This is a genomic window from Pseudomonas sp. NPDC087615 (assembly GCF_044743445.1).
GTDB classification, from domain to species: Bacteria; Pseudomonadota; Gammaproteobacteria; order Pseudomonadales; family Pseudomonadaceae; genus Aquipseudomonas; species Aquipseudomonas baetica_A.
Window position 1 is genome coordinate 47,099 of record NZ_JBIUWM010000006.1, and the last position, 14,469, is coordinate 61,567.

Annotated in this window: 19 protein-coding genes; 11 read left to right on the forward strand and 8 right to left on the reverse strand. The window is 58.6% G+C overall.

Annotated features, from left to right (window positions below; genetic code table 11):
- Positions 1 to 34 precede the first annotated feature (34 nt).
- A complete protein-coding gene (locus ACIOU6_RS05100) occupies positions 35 to 316 on the forward strand; it encodes a GNAT family N-acetyltransferase (protein ID WP_003226804.1) in 282 nt (93 codons plus the stop codon).
- A gap of 63 nt (positions 317 to 379) precedes the next feature.
- Here the strand turns inward: ACIOU6_RS05100 and ACIOU6_RS05105 are convergent, their stop codons facing one another.
- Both ACIOU6_RS05105 and ACIOU6_RS05110 read right to left on the reverse strand, forming a co-directional pair.
- Positions 380 to 1,456, reverse strand: a complete 1,077-nt coding sequence (locus ACIOU6_RS05105) for a 3-deoxy-7-phosphoheptulonate synthase (protein ID WP_221729215.1) — start codon at positions 1,454 to 1,456, stop codon at positions 380 to 382.
- A 142-nt stretch (positions 1,457 to 1,598) separates the two neighbouring features.
- Positions 1,599 to 2,042 carry a PilZ domain-containing protein gene (locus ACIOU6_RS05110; protein ID WP_221729214.1) on the reverse strand — a complete coding sequence of 148 codons (444 nt, stop codon included), beginning with the start codon at positions 2,040 to 2,042 and terminating at the stop codon, positions 1,599 to 1,601.
- Between ACIOU6_RS05110 and ACIOU6_RS05115 the strand changes: the two genes are divergently transcribed.
- From ACIOU6_RS05115 to cysB, 5 genes are all read left to right on the forward strand, one after another.
- Positions 2,041 to 2,427, forward strand: a complete 387-nt coding sequence (locus ACIOU6_RS05115) for a thioredoxin family protein (RefSeq protein WP_401134375.1) — start codon at positions 2,041 to 2,043, stop codon at positions 2,425 to 2,427. The two genes, ACIOU6_RS05110 and ACIOU6_RS05115, sit on opposite strands and share 2 nt — an antisense overlap.
- On the forward strand, positions 2,428 to 3,381 hold the full coding sequence (locus ACIOU6_RS05120) for a putative 2-dehydropantoate 2-reductase (protein WP_401134378.1): 954 nt from the start codon (positions 2,428 to 2,430) through the stop codon (positions 3,379 to 3,381).
- A gap of 27 nt (positions 3,382 to 3,408) precedes the next feature.
- The gene (locus ACIOU6_RS05125) at positions 3,409 to 4,314 is read left to right on the forward strand and encodes a 5'-nucleotidase (RefSeq protein ID WP_401134380.1); all 906 of its coding nucleotides are present in this window, start codon (positions 3,409 to 3,411) and stop codon (positions 4,312 to 4,314) included.
- A gap of 98 nt (positions 4,315 to 4,412) precedes the next feature.
- The gene (locus ACIOU6_RS05130; RefSeq protein ID WP_221729210.1) at positions 4,413 to 4,916 is read left to right on the forward strand and encodes a universal stress protein; all 504 of its coding nucleotides are present in this window, start codon (positions 4,413 to 4,415) and stop codon (positions 4,914 to 4,916) included.
- A gap of 113 nt (positions 4,917 to 5,029) precedes the next feature.
- Positions 5,030 to 6,004, forward strand: a complete 975-nt coding sequence (gene cysB, locus ACIOU6_RS05135) for an HTH-type transcriptional regulator CysB (protein ID WP_401134383.1) — start codon at positions 5,030 to 5,032, stop codon at positions 6,002 to 6,004.
- A gap of 9 nt (positions 6,005 to 6,013) precedes the next feature.
- Here the strand turns inward: cysB and ACIOU6_RS05140 are convergent, their stop codons facing one another.
- Both ACIOU6_RS05140 and ACIOU6_RS05145 read right to left on the reverse strand, forming a co-directional pair.
- A complete protein-coding gene (locus tag ACIOU6_RS05140) occupies positions 6,014 to 6,496 on the reverse strand; it encodes a GreA/GreB family elongation factor (protein WP_221729208.1) in 483 nt (160 codons plus the stop codon).
- Positions 6,497 to 6,498: 2 nt separating this feature from the next.
- Positions 6,499 to 6,906, reverse strand: a complete 408-nt coding sequence (locus ACIOU6_RS05145; protein WP_221729207.1) for a hypothetical protein — start codon at positions 6,904 to 6,906, stop codon at positions 6,499 to 6,501.
- Positions 6,907 to 7,029: 123 nt separating this feature from the next.
- On the opposite strand from ACIOU6_RS05145, the gene earP reads away from it, so the two are divergent.
- Both earP and ACIOU6_RS05155 read left to right on the forward strand, forming a co-directional pair.
- A complete protein-coding gene (gene earP / locus ACIOU6_RS05150) occupies positions 7,030 to 8,172 on the forward strand; it encodes an elongation factor P maturation arginine rhamnosyltransferase EarP (protein WP_221729206.1) in 1,143 nt (380 codons plus the stop codon).
- A gap of 48 nt (positions 8,173 to 8,220) precedes the next feature.
- Positions 8,221 to 8,790, forward strand: a complete 570-nt coding sequence (locus ACIOU6_RS05155; RefSeq protein ID WP_028619992.1) for an elongation factor P — start codon at positions 8,221 to 8,223, stop codon at positions 8,788 to 8,790.
- A 187-nt stretch (positions 8,791 to 8,977) separates the two neighbouring features.
- On the opposite strand, the gene ACIOU6_RS05160 is transcribed toward ACIOU6_RS05155, so the two are convergent.
- The 3 genes from ACIOU6_RS05160 to ACIOU6_RS05170 form a co-directional block, all read right to left on the reverse strand.
- A complete protein-coding gene (locus ACIOU6_RS05160; protein ID WP_401134388.1) occupies positions 8,978 to 9,397 on the reverse strand; it encodes an organic hydroperoxide resistance protein in 420 nt (139 codons plus the stop codon).
- 240 nt (positions 9,398 to 9,637) lie between these two features.
- Positions 9,638 to 10,093: a MarR family winged helix-turn-helix transcriptional regulator gene (locus tag ACIOU6_RS05165; RefSeq protein WP_221729204.1), complete on the reverse strand. Its 456-nt coding sequence runs from the start codon at positions 10,091 to 10,093 to the stop codon at positions 9,638 to 9,640.
- Between the two features lie 72 nt (positions 10,094 to 10,165).
- Positions 10,166 to 11,122, reverse strand: a complete 957-nt coding sequence (locus tag ACIOU6_RS05170) for a LysR family transcriptional regulator (RefSeq protein WP_401134391.1) — start codon at positions 11,120 to 11,122, stop codon at positions 10,166 to 10,168.
- 110 nt (positions 11,123 to 11,232) lie between these two features.
- Between ACIOU6_RS05170 and ACIOU6_RS05175 the strand changes: the two genes are divergently transcribed.
- A complete protein-coding gene (locus tag ACIOU6_RS05175) occupies positions 11,233 to 11,982 on the forward strand; it encodes a sulfite exporter TauE/SafE family protein (protein ID WP_401134394.1) in 750 nt (249 codons plus the stop codon).
- On the opposite strand, the gene ACIOU6_RS05180 is transcribed toward ACIOU6_RS05175, so the two are convergent.
- Positions 11,972 to 12,826 (reverse strand): LysR substrate-binding domain-containing protein, encoded by an 855-nt coding sequence (locus ACIOU6_RS05180; RefSeq protein WP_339431273.1) that lies wholly within the window; start codon positions 12,824 to 12,826, stop codon positions 11,972 to 11,974. The genes ACIOU6_RS05175 and ACIOU6_RS05180 overlap by 11 nt on opposite strands.
- Before the next feature lie 97 nt (positions 12,827 to 12,923).
- Here ACIOU6_RS05180 and ACIOU6_RS05185 point away from each other — a divergent pair, with 97 nt between their 5' ends.
- Together ACIOU6_RS05185 and ACIOU6_RS05190 are read left to right on the forward strand one after the other, a co-directional pair.
- Entirely contained in the window at positions 12,924 to 13,139 is a 216-nt protein-coding gene (locus tag ACIOU6_RS05185; protein WP_221729201.1) for a DUF1127 domain-containing protein, read from the forward strand.
- Between the two features lie 64 nt (positions 13,140 to 13,203).
- The gene (locus tag ACIOU6_RS05190; RefSeq protein WP_401134396.1) at positions 13,204 to 14,430 is read left to right on the forward strand and encodes a winged helix-turn-helix domain-containing protein; all 1,227 of its coding nucleotides are present in this window, start codon (positions 13,204 to 13,206) and stop codon (positions 14,428 to 14,430) included.
- The last annotated feature ends 39 nt before the right edge of the window (positions 14,431 to 14,469 follow it).

A 14,469-nucleotide genomic window follows, 5' to 3' on the forward strand; every position in this document is an offset into this window, starting at 1 on the left:
AGGGGTCAAAATTCAAGACCCGCGAGGAGTAGTGATGAGCGAGGCGTTGTCCATCCACCATGACCAGGCTGGTCATCAGTTCGAGACCAATGTGGACGGTCATCGTGCCTACCTGACCTATATGGATCTGGGTAAACAGACCCTGGATATCTATCGCACGTTTGTGCCCAACGCCCTGCGTGGCCGTGGCATTGCCGCAGCGCTGACGGAAAGCGCATTGCAATACGCCGAGGAAATGGGCTACACGGTGATTCCGTCGTGCTCCTACGTCGAGCGCTACATGGAGCGTCATCAGCGCCGCGCTGCGAAAATCTGAACAGCACACACAAAAACGCCGGGCAATGAATGCCCGGCGTTTTTTATGCCTGTAAAACGCGGATCAACTGCGCTCGCGCTTTGGCAACACATCCTTGAGCTTGGCGTGCATGCTGCGCAGGGTGTTCTCGGTGGCGGACCAGTCGATGCAGGCATCGGTGATCGACACGCCGTATTGCAGGTCGGCGAGGTCTTTTGGAATCGCCTGGCAGCCCCAATTCAGATGACTCTCGACCATCAGACCGATAATCGACTGGTTGCCTTCGAGGATCTGGTTAGCGACGTTCTCCATCACCAGCGGTTGCAGGGCCGGATCCTTGTTGGAGTTGGCGTGGCTGCAATCGACCATGATGTTCGGCTTGATCTTGGCCTTGTTCAGCGCCTGCTCGCACAGGGCGACGCTGACCGAATCGTAGTTCGGCTTGCCGTTGCCGCCGCGCAATACCACATGACCGTAGGCGTTGCCTTTGGTGGTGACGATCGATACGCCACCTTCCTGGTTGATTCCGAGGAAACGATGCGGGCTGGACACCGACTGCAGGGCGTTGATCGCTACAGTCAGGCCGCCGTCGGTGCCGTTCTTGAAGCCGACGGCCGAAGACAGGCCGGAAGCCATTTCACGGTGCGTCTGGGATTCGGTGGTGCGCGCGCCGATAGCCGACCAACTGATCAGGTCCTGCAGATATTGCGGGGAGATCGGGTCGAGGGCTTCGGTGGCAGTGGGCAGGCCTTTCTCGGCCAGATCCAGCAGCAACTGACGACCGATGTGCAGACCGTCCTGGATCTTGAACGAGTCGTCCAGATACGGATCGTTGATCAGGCCTTTCCAGCCGACGGTGGTGCGCGGCTTTTCGAAATATACGCGCATGACCAGGTACAAGGTGTCGCAGACTTCCTCGGCCAGCACCTTCAGGCGTTCGGCGTATTCGTGGGCAGCCTTGATGTCGTGGATCGAGCACGGGCCGATCACTACGAACAGACGGTGGTCGGTACCATCAAGAATGTTGCGAATGACTTCGCGGCCCTTGGTGACGGTGCGCAGGGCAGCGTCGCTCAGAGGGATATCACGCTTGAGCTGATCAGGAGTGATCAGGGTCTCGTTAGAGGCGACGTTTAGGTCGTTGATCGGTAAATCAGCCATCGTTTACTCGTCAGGTCACGGGTGCCGGCCGCCAGCGACCCCCGCGCGGCGGAGCACAGCAGATTTAAGCGCGTCGGGGAGCGGAACCTTAGCGCGTTAGACGCCTGCTCGACAATGGGCAAGTCACTGTTTAGAACAGAGCCTAATCCAGCAATGGCTGCGCGAAAGCCTTGCGAACGCTGTCGTGGGAGAACTCGTCGGCATGTTGCTCGACCCAGTGCAGGGCTAACGCCTGAATATCCTGCAGGGCATCGTGAGCATCGTTTATTCGGCAATAGCGTTCGATCTGACACACTTGCTCACCCATTCGCGCACTGAACAGCGCCTGTTCATCGGTGAAGGCGATGCCCACCAGATACCCCTTTTTACGCCGCAGACACCACGCCACATAGCCGGGATAACAGATATTGGCATTGAGCGTCGGCATGCGGATTTGCAGCGCCGTGCCATGGCGCCAGGCGCGGTGATAATTGCAAGCGATCCCGCCGAGGCTGATAGTGTGCAGCTGTTGTCTGGAAATACACTCAGGCTTGAGCAAGGTTAATTCAACCGGCACTTCGTCCGGATGAGGAATGAAACGTCCCATGAGCACAGACTCCCTGTGTCGGCCATTTGACATTGTTTCCCCCAGTATAGTGGTCGAATCGCAGCTGACCGATTTCGACGCTGACCAGCGGCTGTTGGCGATGAGTGGCGTTTCGCTGGTGATTTTCACCAGCGTCGGTTGCGCCAGTTGCCGGTATGCCCGTGAGGTCTTGCCCGGTTTAGATCTGACGGTGGATCGCTTGTGCTGGATCGACGCCGGCGAAAACGGTGGCTTGGTGGCGCGTTATCAGGTCTTTCATTTGCCGGCGCTGTTTGTCGTGCGCGACGGCGAGTTCTTTGGGGCATTGCACACGCGCCTGACGGTCGATGCACTCAACGAGGCATTGGCACAGGCCTTGGTTCGAATAGCAGAGGAGTTGCCATAAATGGGGACAATCAGCAAACCGGTGGTGGGGATTATCGGCACCGGCGCAATTGGTGGTTTCTACGGTTTGATGTTGGCGCGCGCCGGATTCGATGTGCATTTCCTGTTGCGCAGCGAGTTCTCGGCGGTGGCCGAGCGCGGCTTGCACGTTAACAGTGCGGTGCATGGTCCGCTGACGTTGAACCCTGTGCAGGCCTATGCTTCGGCCGAAGACATGCCGCCGTGTGACTGGTTGTTGGTCGGCGCCAAGACCACCAGCAATGTTGGTCTTGCCCCGTCGATCATTCAAGCCTCGAAGCCCGGCGCGAAAGTGCTGTTATTGCAGAATGGTCTGGACGTCGAGGACAGTCTGCGTGAACGACTGCCCGATTCGTTGCACCTGCTCGGAGGTCTGTGCCTTATCTGTGTACACCGCGAAGGGCCTGGGCAAATAGCTCATCAAGCTTTGGGTGCTGTGAATGTCGGTTACCACAGCGGCCCGGCCATCGATGATGCCGAGCGCATGGCGATTGTCGAAGAGGGCTGCACTTTGTTCCGCGCCGCGGGTATCGACTCGCAGGCGATGCCCAATCTGCAGCAGGCACGCTGGCAGAAACTGGTCTGGAATATCCCCTACAACGGTCTTTCGGTGTTGCTCGGCGCGAGTACCACGCCGCTGATGGCCGACGCCGACAGCCGTGCGTTGATCCAGGCGTTGATGACCGAAGTGGTGCATGGGGCGAAGGCTTGTGGGCACGACATGCCGCCCGGTTACGCCGAGTACCTGTTCATGATGACCGAGAAAATGCCCGATTACTGGCCGAGCATGCACCACGACTTTTTGCATAAGCGTGCGCTGGAACTCGAGGCGATTTATGTCCGGCCACTGTCGGCTGCGAAAGCGGCGGGCTGCGAGTTGCCACGTATCGAAGCGTTGTATCGCACGTTGGGTTTTATCGACCGCCGCAACGTTTAAGTTTTTTTTGTGAAAGGGCGGGTAGGCATGGCCAAGAACATCGATGACAAACTGGTGCTGGCGATTTCATCGCGCGCCTTGTTCGACCTGAGCGAGAGCCACAAGGTCTACTTGTCGAGCGGCGTTGAAGCCTATCGGCAATACCAGATCGAGCACGAAGACGAGACTCTCGCGCCCGGCGATGCGTTCCCATTGGTGGAAAAACTCCTGAGTCTTAACAGTCGCCTCGGTCGTGCTCGGGTCGAGGTGATTTTGGTGTCACGCAACAGCGCCGACACCGGCCTGCGAGTGTTCAACTCGATTCACCATTACGGTCTGGCGATTTCCCGTGCGGCGTTTGTCGGCGGGCGCAGTCCTTATCCGTATCTGAAAGCGTTCGGCTGCGATCTCTTTCTCTCCACCCATGCCGAGGATGTGCGTGCGGCACTGGATGCCGGTTTCGCCGCCGCGACGATTCTATCCGGGGGCGCCAGCCGTGCGGCCAGCGACGAGTTGCGCATCGCCTTCGACGGTGACGCGGTGATCTTTTCCGACGAGTCTGAGCGCGTCTATCAGTCCGGCGGGCTGGAGGCGTTTCAAGCCAAGGAGCGTGAGTCGGCCCGTGAGCCTTTGCGCGGTGGACCATTCAAGGGCTTTCTCGCCGCGCTCAATTTGCTGCAGCGCGAGTTCCCTGACGACGACTGCCCGATCCGCACGGCGTTGGTGACGGCGCGTTCGGCGCCGGCGCATGAACGGGTGATTCGCACGTTGCGCGAGTGGGATATCCGTCTCGACGAATCGCTGTTCCTCGGCGGCCTGACCAAGTCGGCGTTTCTTGAGGCCTTTGTTGCCGACGTGTTCTTTGATGATCAGACCGGCCATTGCGAACTGGCCCGCGAAGTCGTCGCTACTGGCCACGTGCCTCATGGCATCAGCAACGAACCGTCGATCTAAAGCCCCGGTGCTTCAAGACGTTGCGTCACACGTCGTACTCGTCAAGGCACTGCTAAGCTGAATCAAATCTGCGCCATGTTGGCTTGCGAGGGGGTCATATGATTCGTTCGATGCTGTATGCCACTGACCTCGGTCTGTACGCACCGTTAGTGATGCAGCACGCCTTGGCTTTGGCGCGAACGTTCGATGCCGACCTGTACGTCGTGCATGCGGTGGAGCCGATGGGGTTGTTTGCCGAATCGGTGTTGCAGAGTTATCTCGACGAGCAGGCGTTGAACGAATTCCACAGCCAGGGTTTGAAAACAGTCATCGCCAATATCGAGCAGCGGGTACTGGAAAGTTTTCGCGAAGAACTGGGAGACGAGGGCGAACTGGATCTGCAGCGCATTCGAGCGGTGCGCGTGCTGCAGGGCGATCCGTCGCAGGTGATTCTCGATCAGGTACAGAAACTCTCTGTCGATTTGCTGATCGTAGGAAGTCACAGCCACGGGGTGGGCGCGGAAACGCCGTTGGGGCGCACGGCGGCTCGAGTCCTGCAATTGGCCAAGGTGCCGGTGTATCTGGTGCCGCTGGTGGAGCGTCGGCGGCGGGAGGATCGCTGAAGCAGGAATAATGGCGCTTTGATAAAAAAGTTCTAGATTTATTATTCGAACCATTAATATAGTTATATATCGTCGCTGATGCCCGTGGCGTCTACCTGCTTTGAGGGATACATATGAAGCTTCAACAATTGCGCTACATCTGGGAAGTGGCGCACCACGCCCTCAACGTTTCCGCTACAGCCCAAAGCCTCTACACCTCGCAACCGGGCATCAGTAAACAAATCCGTCTGCTGGAAGACGAACTCGGCGTCGAAGTGTTTGCCCGTAGCGGCAAGCACCTGACCCGCGTGACGCCGGCCGGCGAGCGCATCATCACCACCGCCGGTGAGATTCTGCGCAAAGTCGAAAGCATCAAGCAGATCGCCCAGGAATTCTCCAACGAGAAGAAAGGCACCCTGTCGATCGCCACGACTCACACCCAGGCGCGTTATGCATTACCGCCGGTGATCAGCAATTTCATCAAGCAATACCCGGACGTGGCGCTGCACATGCACCAGGGGTCGCCGATGCAGATCGCCGAAATGGCCGCTGACGGCACCGTTGATTTCGCTATCGCCACCGAAGCGCTGGAGCTGTTCGGCGATCTGGTGATGATGCCGTGCTACCGCTGGAACCGCTGCGTGGTGGTGCCGCAGGGCCACCCGCTGACCAAGCTGCCGAAGCTGACCCTCGAAGCGCTGGCTGAATACCCGATCGTGACTTATGTGTTCGGTTTTACGGGGCGTTCGAAACTCGACGAAGCCTTCAGTCATCGTGGCCTGTCGCCGAAAGTGGTGTTCACCGCCGCCGACGCCGACGTGATCAAAACTTACGTGCGCCTGGGGCTGGGCGTAGGCATCGTGGCGAAGATGGCGGTCGACACCAAACTCGACAACGACTTGGTGGTGCTCGATGCCAGCGAGCTGTTCGAATCGAGCGTGACCAAGATCGGTTTCCGTCGTGGTACTTTCCTGCGGGGGTTCATGTGCGACTTCATCGAGAAGTTCGCACCACACCTGACCCGCGAAGTGATGGCCAAAGCTATCCAGTGTCACAACAAGCAGGAACTGGAAGATCTGTTCGACGGTGTCGAACTGCCCGTTCACTAAGCGCCTGCCTCAGAGCACCTCGGTGACAGTGAACTGTTGCCGGGTGCCCGCCACCAGAATCTCGACCTCATCACCTTCCAGCTTGCCTAGCAGGCTTTTGCCCAGTGGCGAGCGTGGGGTAATGACGGTAATTGGCTGACCCACCACATCGACTTTCAGGCCCGCCGCATCCGGGGCCAGAAACAGCCACTGCTCGCGCCCCTTTTCATCTTCCAGGCCGAGCAGGGCGCCCACTTCTATACCTCGGTTTTCGTCGTGGGCGCGCAGCGTCAGGTTCTGGCACAGCGCCAGTGACTGGCGAATTTCCTCGACCCGTTTCGCTTGCCCTGCCGCCAGATACGATGCCTCAAGCCCGAGGGTGTCGTACTTGTTTTCGGCGATGTTTTCTTCGTGGGTGGCGGTTTCGTAAGCGGTCTGCGCAGCGCGTTCGGCGATGTCGAGGTCGATGCGCAGTTTGTCGAGAATCAATTGGTGGACAGTGTGCTTGTTCATGATCAATCGCAGAATTGTAAAACGTTGGCGCGGCTTTTTTCGCTTGGCGCGGTCTGGTCCTGTTGCAGCCAGAACTGGCATTTCGGGTTTGACTGGTTGCGGCCGCTGCTGCGTGCCTGATCAAGGCGATTTTGCTGCTCGTTCTTGCGCAGATTTTCTTCGTACTGCTCGAACAGCGGACTCTGCGGGGCAATGTCCGGTTGTGTCTGGACGGCTGGCGGGTTGGCCAATTGCTGTACAGCCTGAGCGACCGGCGCCAGTTGTTCGTTGAACAGAACGCGTGAAGCCAGCCAGCACGTCAGCGCTATGGCAAGAAAACCCAGCCATATGCCCAGGGCAATGCTGCCGGTCAAATGCAGCGCGCTCAGCTGGACCGGCAAGGGGCGACGCGGGTTAGGACGGTAGGGCATGGCTGCCTCCTGGCGGATGGGTGCGGGCAAGTGGTGATTGTCGCACGAAGATTAATCGCCGTCGGCTCTTCTGCATGAGGTCATTTATGCGGACAATCGGTGTTTTGCCAACGGGAGTCTTGAATGCCGGAACCGAAAACCCGCTGGGATATTTTTTGCACCGTGGTCGATAACTACGGCGACATTGGCGTGACCTGGCGCTTGGCCCGGCAACTGGTGGCTGAGCATTCGCTGACAGTGCGGTTGTGGGTCGATGACTTGCGCGCATTCGAACGCATTTGTCCGCAAGTCGATATCAACGCCGCGCAACAATGGCAGCAAGGTGTGGAGGTGCGACACTGGCCAGGCGAATGGTTAGAGACGGACGCCGCTGATGTGGTGATCGCCGCGTTCGCCTGCCAACTGCCGAGTGATTACATGAGCGCCATGGCCGAGCGGGAACAACCGCCGTTGTGGATGAACCTCGACTATCTCAGCGCCGAAGACTGGGTCGTGGGTTGCCACGGCCTGCCATCGGTGAAGTATAAGTCGGTGCAGAAGATATTCTTCTTTCCGGGATTCCGTCCAGGAACGGGCGGATTGTTGCGTGAGCGAGGTTTACTCGAACAGCGTCGGCAGTTTCAGCAAGATCCCCAAGTGCAGCGAGAATTCCTGCACGGTCTTGGGATCGACCGCGCGCCTGAAGCTCAGCTGATTTCGCTGTTTGCCTATGAGAACGCCGGTTTGGCCAGTTGGCTCGATGTGCTGGCAACCGATGCAAAGCCAACCCATCTGCTGGTGCCTGAAGGTCGGATACTCGGCGACGTCGCGCGATGGCTTGGGATGGAAAATCTCGACGTCGGGGCGATTCATATTCGTCAATCGCTGACGGTGCAGGTGCTGCCGTTCGTCCGCCAGGATCAATACGATCATCTGCTCTGGTGCTGCGATTTCAATGCGGTGCGCGGGGAAGACTCGTTCGTGCGGGCGCAATGGGCGGGGCGGCCAATGCTCTGGCACATTTATCAGCAGGACGAAGACATCCATCTGGACAAGCTCGATGCCTTCCTTGCGTTGTACACAAAGGAACTCTCGCCGGCCGCTGCCGAGGCGATGAGCGGTCTCTGGCGGGCGTGGAGTGCCGGTCAGCCGATCGGCGAACACTGGCTCACGGCCCGTCATCATTGGCCAGAACTGCAGAATAATGCCGAAGCGTGGTGTCTGGAACAGGGCTTGCAGGCCGATCTTGCCGCGGCGCTGGTACAGTTTTACCTAAATTGGATATGATACGCGGCCTAGATTTTTGTAAATCCCATCCAAATTCGGATATTCGCAATGAAAACTGGTAAAGAACTGAAACCCGGTACCGTGATCCGTCTCGAAAACGATCCTTGGCTGGTTCAGAAAGCTGAATTCACCAAGTCGGGCCGTAACAGCGCGATCATGAAGACCAAGCTGAAAAACCTGCTGACCGGTTACAAGACCGAGATCGTTTACAGCGCTGACGACAAACTGGACGACGTAATCCTCGACCGCAAAGAAGCGACCCTGTCCTTCATCAGCGGCGACACCTACACGTTCATGGACACCACTGACTACACCATGTACGAGCTGAACGCTGAAGACATCGAAGCCGTTCTGCCTTTCGTTGAAGAAGGCATGACCGATGTTTGCGAAGCGATCTTCTTCGAAGAGCGTCTGGTTTCCGTAGAGCTGCCGACCACCATCGTGCGCGTAGTTGACTACACCGAAGGTTCGGCTCGCGGCGACACTTCCGGCAAAGTCATGAAGCCAGCCAAGCTGAGCAACGGTACTGAGTTGCAGGTTGCTGACTTCATCGAAATCGGTGACAAGATCGAGATCGACACCCGCGAAGGCGGTTCCTACAAAGGCCGTGCCAAATAAGCACAGTTTTTTGCGGAAAGAAAAAACCCGACCATTGAGTCGGGTTTTTTGTGCCTGCGATTTATGCCGTTGCTCATCCTCTGTGGGAGCGGGCTTGCTCGCGAATACGTTGTTGCATCCAGTGAAGGGTTGACTGACAGGACGCCTTCGCGAGCGAGCCCGTTCCCACAGGTTTTTTGCGTTTATCTCAAACGGTGGTGTGCAGACGTACATCAACATTGCCGCGGGTGGCGTTGGAGTACGGGCAGACCTGGTGGGCTGCGTCGACCAGGCTTTGCGCGTCGGCCTGATCGAGGCCCGGCAGGCTGATGTGCAAATCGATGTCCAGACCGAACCCGCCAGGGATCTGACCGATGCCGACGTGGGCGGTGATCGAAGCGTCGTCCGGGATTTTGCGTTTGGTCTGGCTGGCGACGAATTTCAGTGCGCCGATGAAGCAGGCCGAGTAGCCGGCAGCGAACAGTTGTTCAGGGTTGGTCGCCGCGCCGCCGGCACCGCCGAGTTCTTTCGGGGTCGCGAGTTTGACGTCGAGGATGTTGTCGCTGGAGATTGCGCGACCATCACGGCCGCCGGTGGAAGTTGCGATTGCAGTGTAGAGAGTTTGCATGGTGTGAGCCTCGTGTAGTGTCTTTATTTGCGCTAATTGTTTGCGCGCTAAGTAAGTGCGAGATGAATGTAGCTCGCAAATATTTTGTGCGCAAGATAAATTTTTGAAAAAATATCAGCCCTGACGTGTGAACAGTCCGCTAATCGTCAAAAGTGCATGATCTGAAAGGAATTTTTGAATTGGCGCAGAAACATTGTGGGAGTGGGCTTGCGCGCTCCCACAGAGGGGAAGGTAGTGGATTCAGGTGAGGCTGTCTTGCAGGTGGCTGCGCAGCGCCTGGAGTTCTGCCTGCAGATTTTGCAGGCGCTCCAGGGTGAAGCCGCTGGCGCCTAGAATGCATTGCGGAACTGTTTTGGCTTTTTCCTTCAGTGCCCGGCCCTGCTCGGTCAATTCGACAATCACCACGCGTTCGTCTTCACGACTGCGGGTGCGGCTGAGCAAGCCTTCGCCTTCCAGGCGTTTGAGCAATGGCGTCAACGAACCCGGATCCGTCAGCAGTCGTGTGCTGATTTCTCCGACAGTCAGACCATCCTTCTCCCACAGCACCATCATCGCCAGATACTGCGGATAGGTCAGGCCCAGCGCTTGCAGCATCGGTTTGTAGACCTTGGTCATCATCAGTGAGGTCGAGTGCAGGGCGAAGCAAGCCTGATTGCCCAGCAGCAGGTCGTCGCAGGTGTCGCGTTCGGATGTCATGTCAAAGCCTTGATCGGGAATGGTCATGAATCTAGCGTCCGAATGTTTAATGCGCCAGATAATTCTCCAGTTCTAATGGCGGCCCAGATCACGCTGGAGTGCCAGATCCCACGGCGGCACAGGGCTGAATCGGGTCTTGAGGTATTCCAGCAACAAATGACTGCGCGAATGGGTTTGCCGTTCCATGCGCAATGCGTAGATGCCCGCGGATTCCGGCGCAGGCAGGCCGTGCTCGCAGAACAGCGGCAGCAACTCGCCGCGCAACAGGTATTCGCTGGCCAGCCAGGTTGGCAGGTGCGCAATCCCAAGCCCGGCCAAGGCGCCACACACCAGTGCCTCGGCGTTGTTGGCACTCATGCGAATGCGTGCGGGACGGTGCAGTTGCATCTTCCCGTCTGCCTCGAAACGCCAGGCAAAGGGCGGGGCGAGGCCTTCCCAGTCCAGACCGTCATGTTCACTTAATTGCGCGGGATGGTTTGGCACGCTTCGGCGTTTGAGATAGTCAGGGCTGGCGCAGGCAATGCGCACTATGCTTGCCAGTGGAGTGGCCACCAGCCGTGTGTCGGCCAGTTGTCCGGCCCGCAGCACCAGATCCACTTTGCCCAGGTTCGAACCGCTCATATCGACGAAGCTGTCGATCAGGTGCAACTGCACATCCAGCCCTGGATACAGAACGAGGAAGTCAGCAATGACCGGCGCCAAGTGCCGCCGCCCGAACGCTGCCGGGGCATCGATGCGAATCAAGCCTTCTGGCGCACTGCTCAGGGAAACGACTTCGGCACGGGCCAGTTGCAGTTCGGCGACGATCCGCCGCGCCCGTTCGGCAAAGGCCATGCCTGCGGGGGTGGCGCGCACGGCGTGTGTGCTGCGGATGAACAACTGGCTGCCGACCGCGCTTTCAAGGCTGTCGATGCGTCGAGCGACTGCCGAAGGCGTCAGTGGATGAAGGCGTGAAGCGGCGGAAAAACTGCCGCTTTCCAGCACATCGAGAAACAGTCCGAGTTGATCGGTCAATTGATTGGGGTTCATGTCGGTTCAACGCTTTTGCGAAATCGGCATAGCCATTGTGCGTTGCTGTGCGTTTCCCTGCCAGCCGCGACTGCGTAGGATGAATCGCCTGACGTAAGAGGAATTTGGCTGTGATGGACTTCTTGTTGTACCTGCTGTTCGGCGCGGCCCTCGGCACACTCGGTGGCATCTTTGGCATCGGTGGCGGCCTGATTGCCATTCCTTTGCTGGGCGTGTGGTTTGGGCTCGACCAGCAGATTGCCCAAGGCACCGCGCTGGTGATGGTGGTGCCGAACGTGATGCTGGCGCTGTGGCGTTACCATCAGCGCAATCGCATCGAACTGCGGCATGCGTTGCCGCTGGCTGTCATGGGCTTCTGTTTTGCCTGGATCGGCTCGATCTGGGCGGTGGGCATCGATGCGCAGACGATGCGCATCGGTTTTGTCGCCTTTCTGGTCGTGTTATCCCTCTATAACCTGGTGCGCATATTAGGCGCGCGGCCAGCAACGACATCCCGGATGCGCTATTCCTGGCCATGGCTGGGTGTACTCGGCGCGGCGTCCGGAACCATGGGCGGGTTGTTCGGTGTCGGTGGCGCTGTGGTGGCGACGCCGGTGCTGACCAGCGTGTTCGGTGCCACTCAGGTGGTTGCTCAGGGCCTGTCGCTGGCGCTGGCGTTGCCAAGCACTGGCGTCACCCTGGTCACCTACGCGGTGCATCACGAAGTTGACTGGATGATCGGCCTGCCACTGGCCATCGGCGGTCTGGCGAGCATCAGTTGGGGCGTGAAAGTTGCCCACGCAATGCCGGAAAAAATTCTGCGTGGGCTGTTCTGCGGCTTTCTGGTGCTGTGTGCGGTGATGCTCGCGATTAAAGTTTGAAGCCGTCGACGATGTGCTCGGCCAGGCACTCGGTAATCGGCGAAGGCTTGTTCAGGTTGCGGATCAGCATGATGCTCGCCTCGGGCAGCAGCGGCAGGTTTTCGTCGGCACCGAGAATACGCATGTCCGGGGTGATCAGGCTTTCCAGTTGGGCGGTGATCGCCAGACCCGCGCTCACCACCGCCATCAGCGCCGACAGGCTGGTGCTGTTGTAGGCGATGCGGTAATCGCGGCCCATTGCGTCCAGCGCATTGCATGCCCACAAGCGACAGAAACAATCGCTGTTGAACATCGCCAAAGGCAACGGCGTCTGTTCGTGGGCGCTGAAGTTTTGCGCCTCGGCCCAGACGAAGCGCTCCTTGCGCAGCAGTTGACCAATCTCGTTGCCCGGCTCGCGGGTCACGATCGACAGGTCCAGGTCGGTGCGCTGCAATAGCTGTCTGGTCGATTCGCAATGCACTTCGATCTGGATCAGCGGATAGAACTGCGCAAACCGCGACAGGATTCCCGGCAGAAAGCGCATCACGTAATCATCCGGCGTGCCGATGCGCACGGTGCCGACCATGTGCGGCTCGCGCAAGGTGTTGAACACTTCGCTATGCAGTTTGAGGATGCGCCGCGCGTAACCGAGCAGAACCTGACCCTCTGCAGTCAGCCGCACCTGACGGCCATCACGCTCGAACAGTTGACGCTGCAAAACGTCTTCTTCCAGACGCTTCATCTGCATGCTCACCGCTGATTGCGTGCGGTTGACCATCTCGCCAGCGCGGGTGAAACCGCCCTGATCGGCAATCGCGACAAAGGTGCGCAGGACATCGGTATCGATACTGGGGTAGGCCGACAATTGATGAATCTCCGTGATGAATGCCATCAGAAACATTCGTTGGATTGATCTTAGCGCCGGCGCGAGACTTGGGCCATCCACAACGGAGGGCAATACGATGAAAGGTCAAAAAGTCTATGCAAGCGATGCAAGAGTTCCTGTTCATCTCATCTCGGATCTGCTGAACAAGTTTAGCCGTTGGTACGAGCTTCACCGCGAACGCGAGTTGCTCGCCAGCCTGAGTGACGAAGCGCTGAAAGACATCGGCGTCAGTCGCGCCGACGTCGAACATGAGTCGGTGCGGCCATTCTGGGACGATCCGATGCACAAATGATCAGGGCATTACTACACAAACCACTTTCAGGTGAGGTAGGTTGCGAGCAGACAAGGAGATGCTCATGCCCGCGACACTGTCCTTTTCCCTCAAACAGGCTCGACGTCTGGCGCTGGCTGCCCAAGGGTTCAACGGGCGCCAGCCGCCGACCGTCAAGGCATCGCACCTTAACCGGCTGATCGAACGGCTGGGCCTTTTGCAGATCGACTCCGTCAATGCCGTGGTGCGCTCGCACTATCTGCCGCTGTTCTCCCGTCTCGGTTCCTATTCTTCTGACTTGCTCGACCAGGCGGCCTGGAGTTCGGGACGGCGTCGCACGTTGTTCGAATATTGGGGGCATGAGGCATCGTTGCTGCCGCTGTCGATGTATCCGTTATTGGCGTGGCGGATGCAGCGCGCCAAACGTGGCGAAGGCATCTATCAGCAGTTGGCGAAGTTCGGTCGCGAGCAGCAGGGCACGATTCGTCGGGTGTTGGCGTCTGTTGAAGCACAGGGTGCTTTGGGTGCCGGCAGTCTGTCGACTCGCGAAGACAAGGCTGGGCCTTGGTGGGACTGGAGCGCGGAGAAACATGCGCTGGAATGGTTGTTCGCCACCGGCGAAGTGACAGTGGCGGGGCGGCGCGGATTTGAGCGTTTGTATGATTTGCCCGAGCGGGTAATGCCGGCGTCGATCCTGCAGCAGACCCTGCCTGATGAGGCCCAAGCGCAGCGCGGATTATTGCTGCATGCCGCTGAAGCACTGGGCGTCGGCACGGAAAAAGATCTGCGTGACTACTTTCGTTTGAATCCGGCAGATGCCCGTCCGCGCTTTGCCGAACTGGTTGAGGCCGGACAGTTGCTCACCTGTGAAGTGGCCGGTTGGCGGCAAATCGCCTATTGCCTGCCGGAGCCGAAAGTCCCGCGCAAGGTAGCGGCCAGCGCGCTGTTATCACCGTTCGATTCATTGGTCTGGGAGCGCAGTCGCACCGAGCGTCTGTTCGATTTCCGCTATCGACTGGAGATCTACACGCCTCAGGACAAACGGGTTTACGGGTACTACGTGTTGCCGTTTCTACACAACGAACGGATTGCTGCGCGGGTCGATCTGCGTTCCGAGCGGGGATCGGGGCGACTGGCGGTGCAGGCGGTATACGAGGAGGCGCCGGGGCTGGATGACGAGGGGATGCTGGCGCTGGCGGGGAATTTACGGCGGATGGCGGATTGGCTGGGGTTGGAGACGGTGAAGCTTAATTGTGAGCGCGAGAGTGCGGGGCGGTTGCGGGTGGCATTGGCGCAAATTGATGTTGATTGATTGGGACTCTTCGCGAGCAAGCCCACACTGGATTTGTGT

What these genes read in the sequence shown, in the direction of transcription:
- ACIOU6_RS05100 (WP_003226804.1), top strand. Translation starts at nt 35, where the DNA reads ATGAGCGAGGCGTTGTCCATCCACCATGACCAGGCTGGTCATCAGTTC.
- ACIOU6_RS05105 (WP_221729215.1), bottom strand. Translation starts at nt 1,456, where the DNA reads ATGGCTGATTTACCGATCAACGACCTAAACGTCGCCTCTAACGAGACC.
- ACIOU6_RS05115 (WP_401134375.1), top strand. Translation starts at nt 2,041, where the DNA reads ATGAGCACAGACTCCCTGTGTCGGCCATTTGACATTGTTTCCCCCAGT.
- ACIOU6_RS05110 (WP_221729214.1), bottom strand. Translation starts at nt 2,042, where the DNA reads ATGGGACGTTTCATTCCTCATCCGGACGAAGTGCCGGTTGAATTAACC.
- ACIOU6_RS05120 (WP_401134378.1), top strand. Translation starts at nt 2,428, where the DNA reads ATGGGGACAATCAGCAAACCGGTGGTGGGGATTATCGGCACCGGCGCA.
- ACIOU6_RS05125 (WP_401134380.1), top strand. Translation starts at nt 3,409, where the DNA reads ATGGCCAAGAACATCGATGACAAACTGGTGCTGGCGATTTCATCGCGC.
- ACIOU6_RS05130 (WP_221729210.1), top strand. Translation starts at nt 4,413, where the DNA reads ATGATTCGTTCGATGCTGTATGCCACTGACCTCGGTCTGTACGCACCG.
- cysB (WP_401134383.1), top strand. Translation starts at nt 5,030, where the DNA reads ATGAAGCTTCAACAATTGCGCTACATCTGGGAAGTGGCGCACCACGCC.
- ACIOU6_RS05140 (WP_221729208.1), bottom strand. Translation starts at nt 6,496, where the DNA reads ATGAACAAGCACACTGTCCACCAATTGATTCTCGACAAACTGCGCATC.
- ACIOU6_RS05145 (WP_221729207.1), bottom strand. Translation starts at nt 6,906, where the DNA reads ATGCCCTACCGTCCTAACCCGCGTCGCCCCTTGCCGGTCCAGCTGAGC.
- earP (WP_221729206.1), top strand. Translation starts at nt 7,030, where the DNA reads ATGCCGGAACCGAAAACCCGCTGGGATATTTTTTGCACCGTGGTCGAT.
- ACIOU6_RS05155 (WP_028619992.1), top strand. Translation starts at nt 8,221, where the DNA reads ATGAAAACTGGTAAAGAACTGAAACCCGGTACCGTGATCCGTCTCGAA.
- ACIOU6_RS05160 (WP_401134388.1), bottom strand. Translation starts at nt 9,397, where the DNA reads ATGCAAACTCTCTACACTGCAATCGCAACTTCCACCGGCGGCCGTGAT.
- ACIOU6_RS05165 (WP_221729204.1), bottom strand. Translation starts at nt 10,093, where the DNA reads ATGACATCCGAACGCGACACCTGCGACGACCTGCTGCTGGGCAATCAG.
- ACIOU6_RS05170 (WP_401134391.1), bottom strand. Translation starts at nt 11,122, where the DNA reads ATGAACCCCAATCAATTGACCGATCAACTCGGACTGTTTCTCGATGTG.
- ACIOU6_RS05185 (WP_221729201.1), top strand. Translation starts at nt 12,924, where the DNA reads ATGAAAGGTCAAAAAGTCTATGCAAGCGATGCAAGAGTTCCTGTTCAT.
- ACIOU6_RS05190 (WP_401134396.1), top strand. Translation starts at nt 13,204, where the DNA reads ATGCCCGCGACACTGTCCTTTTCCCTCAAACAGGCTCGACGTCTGGCG.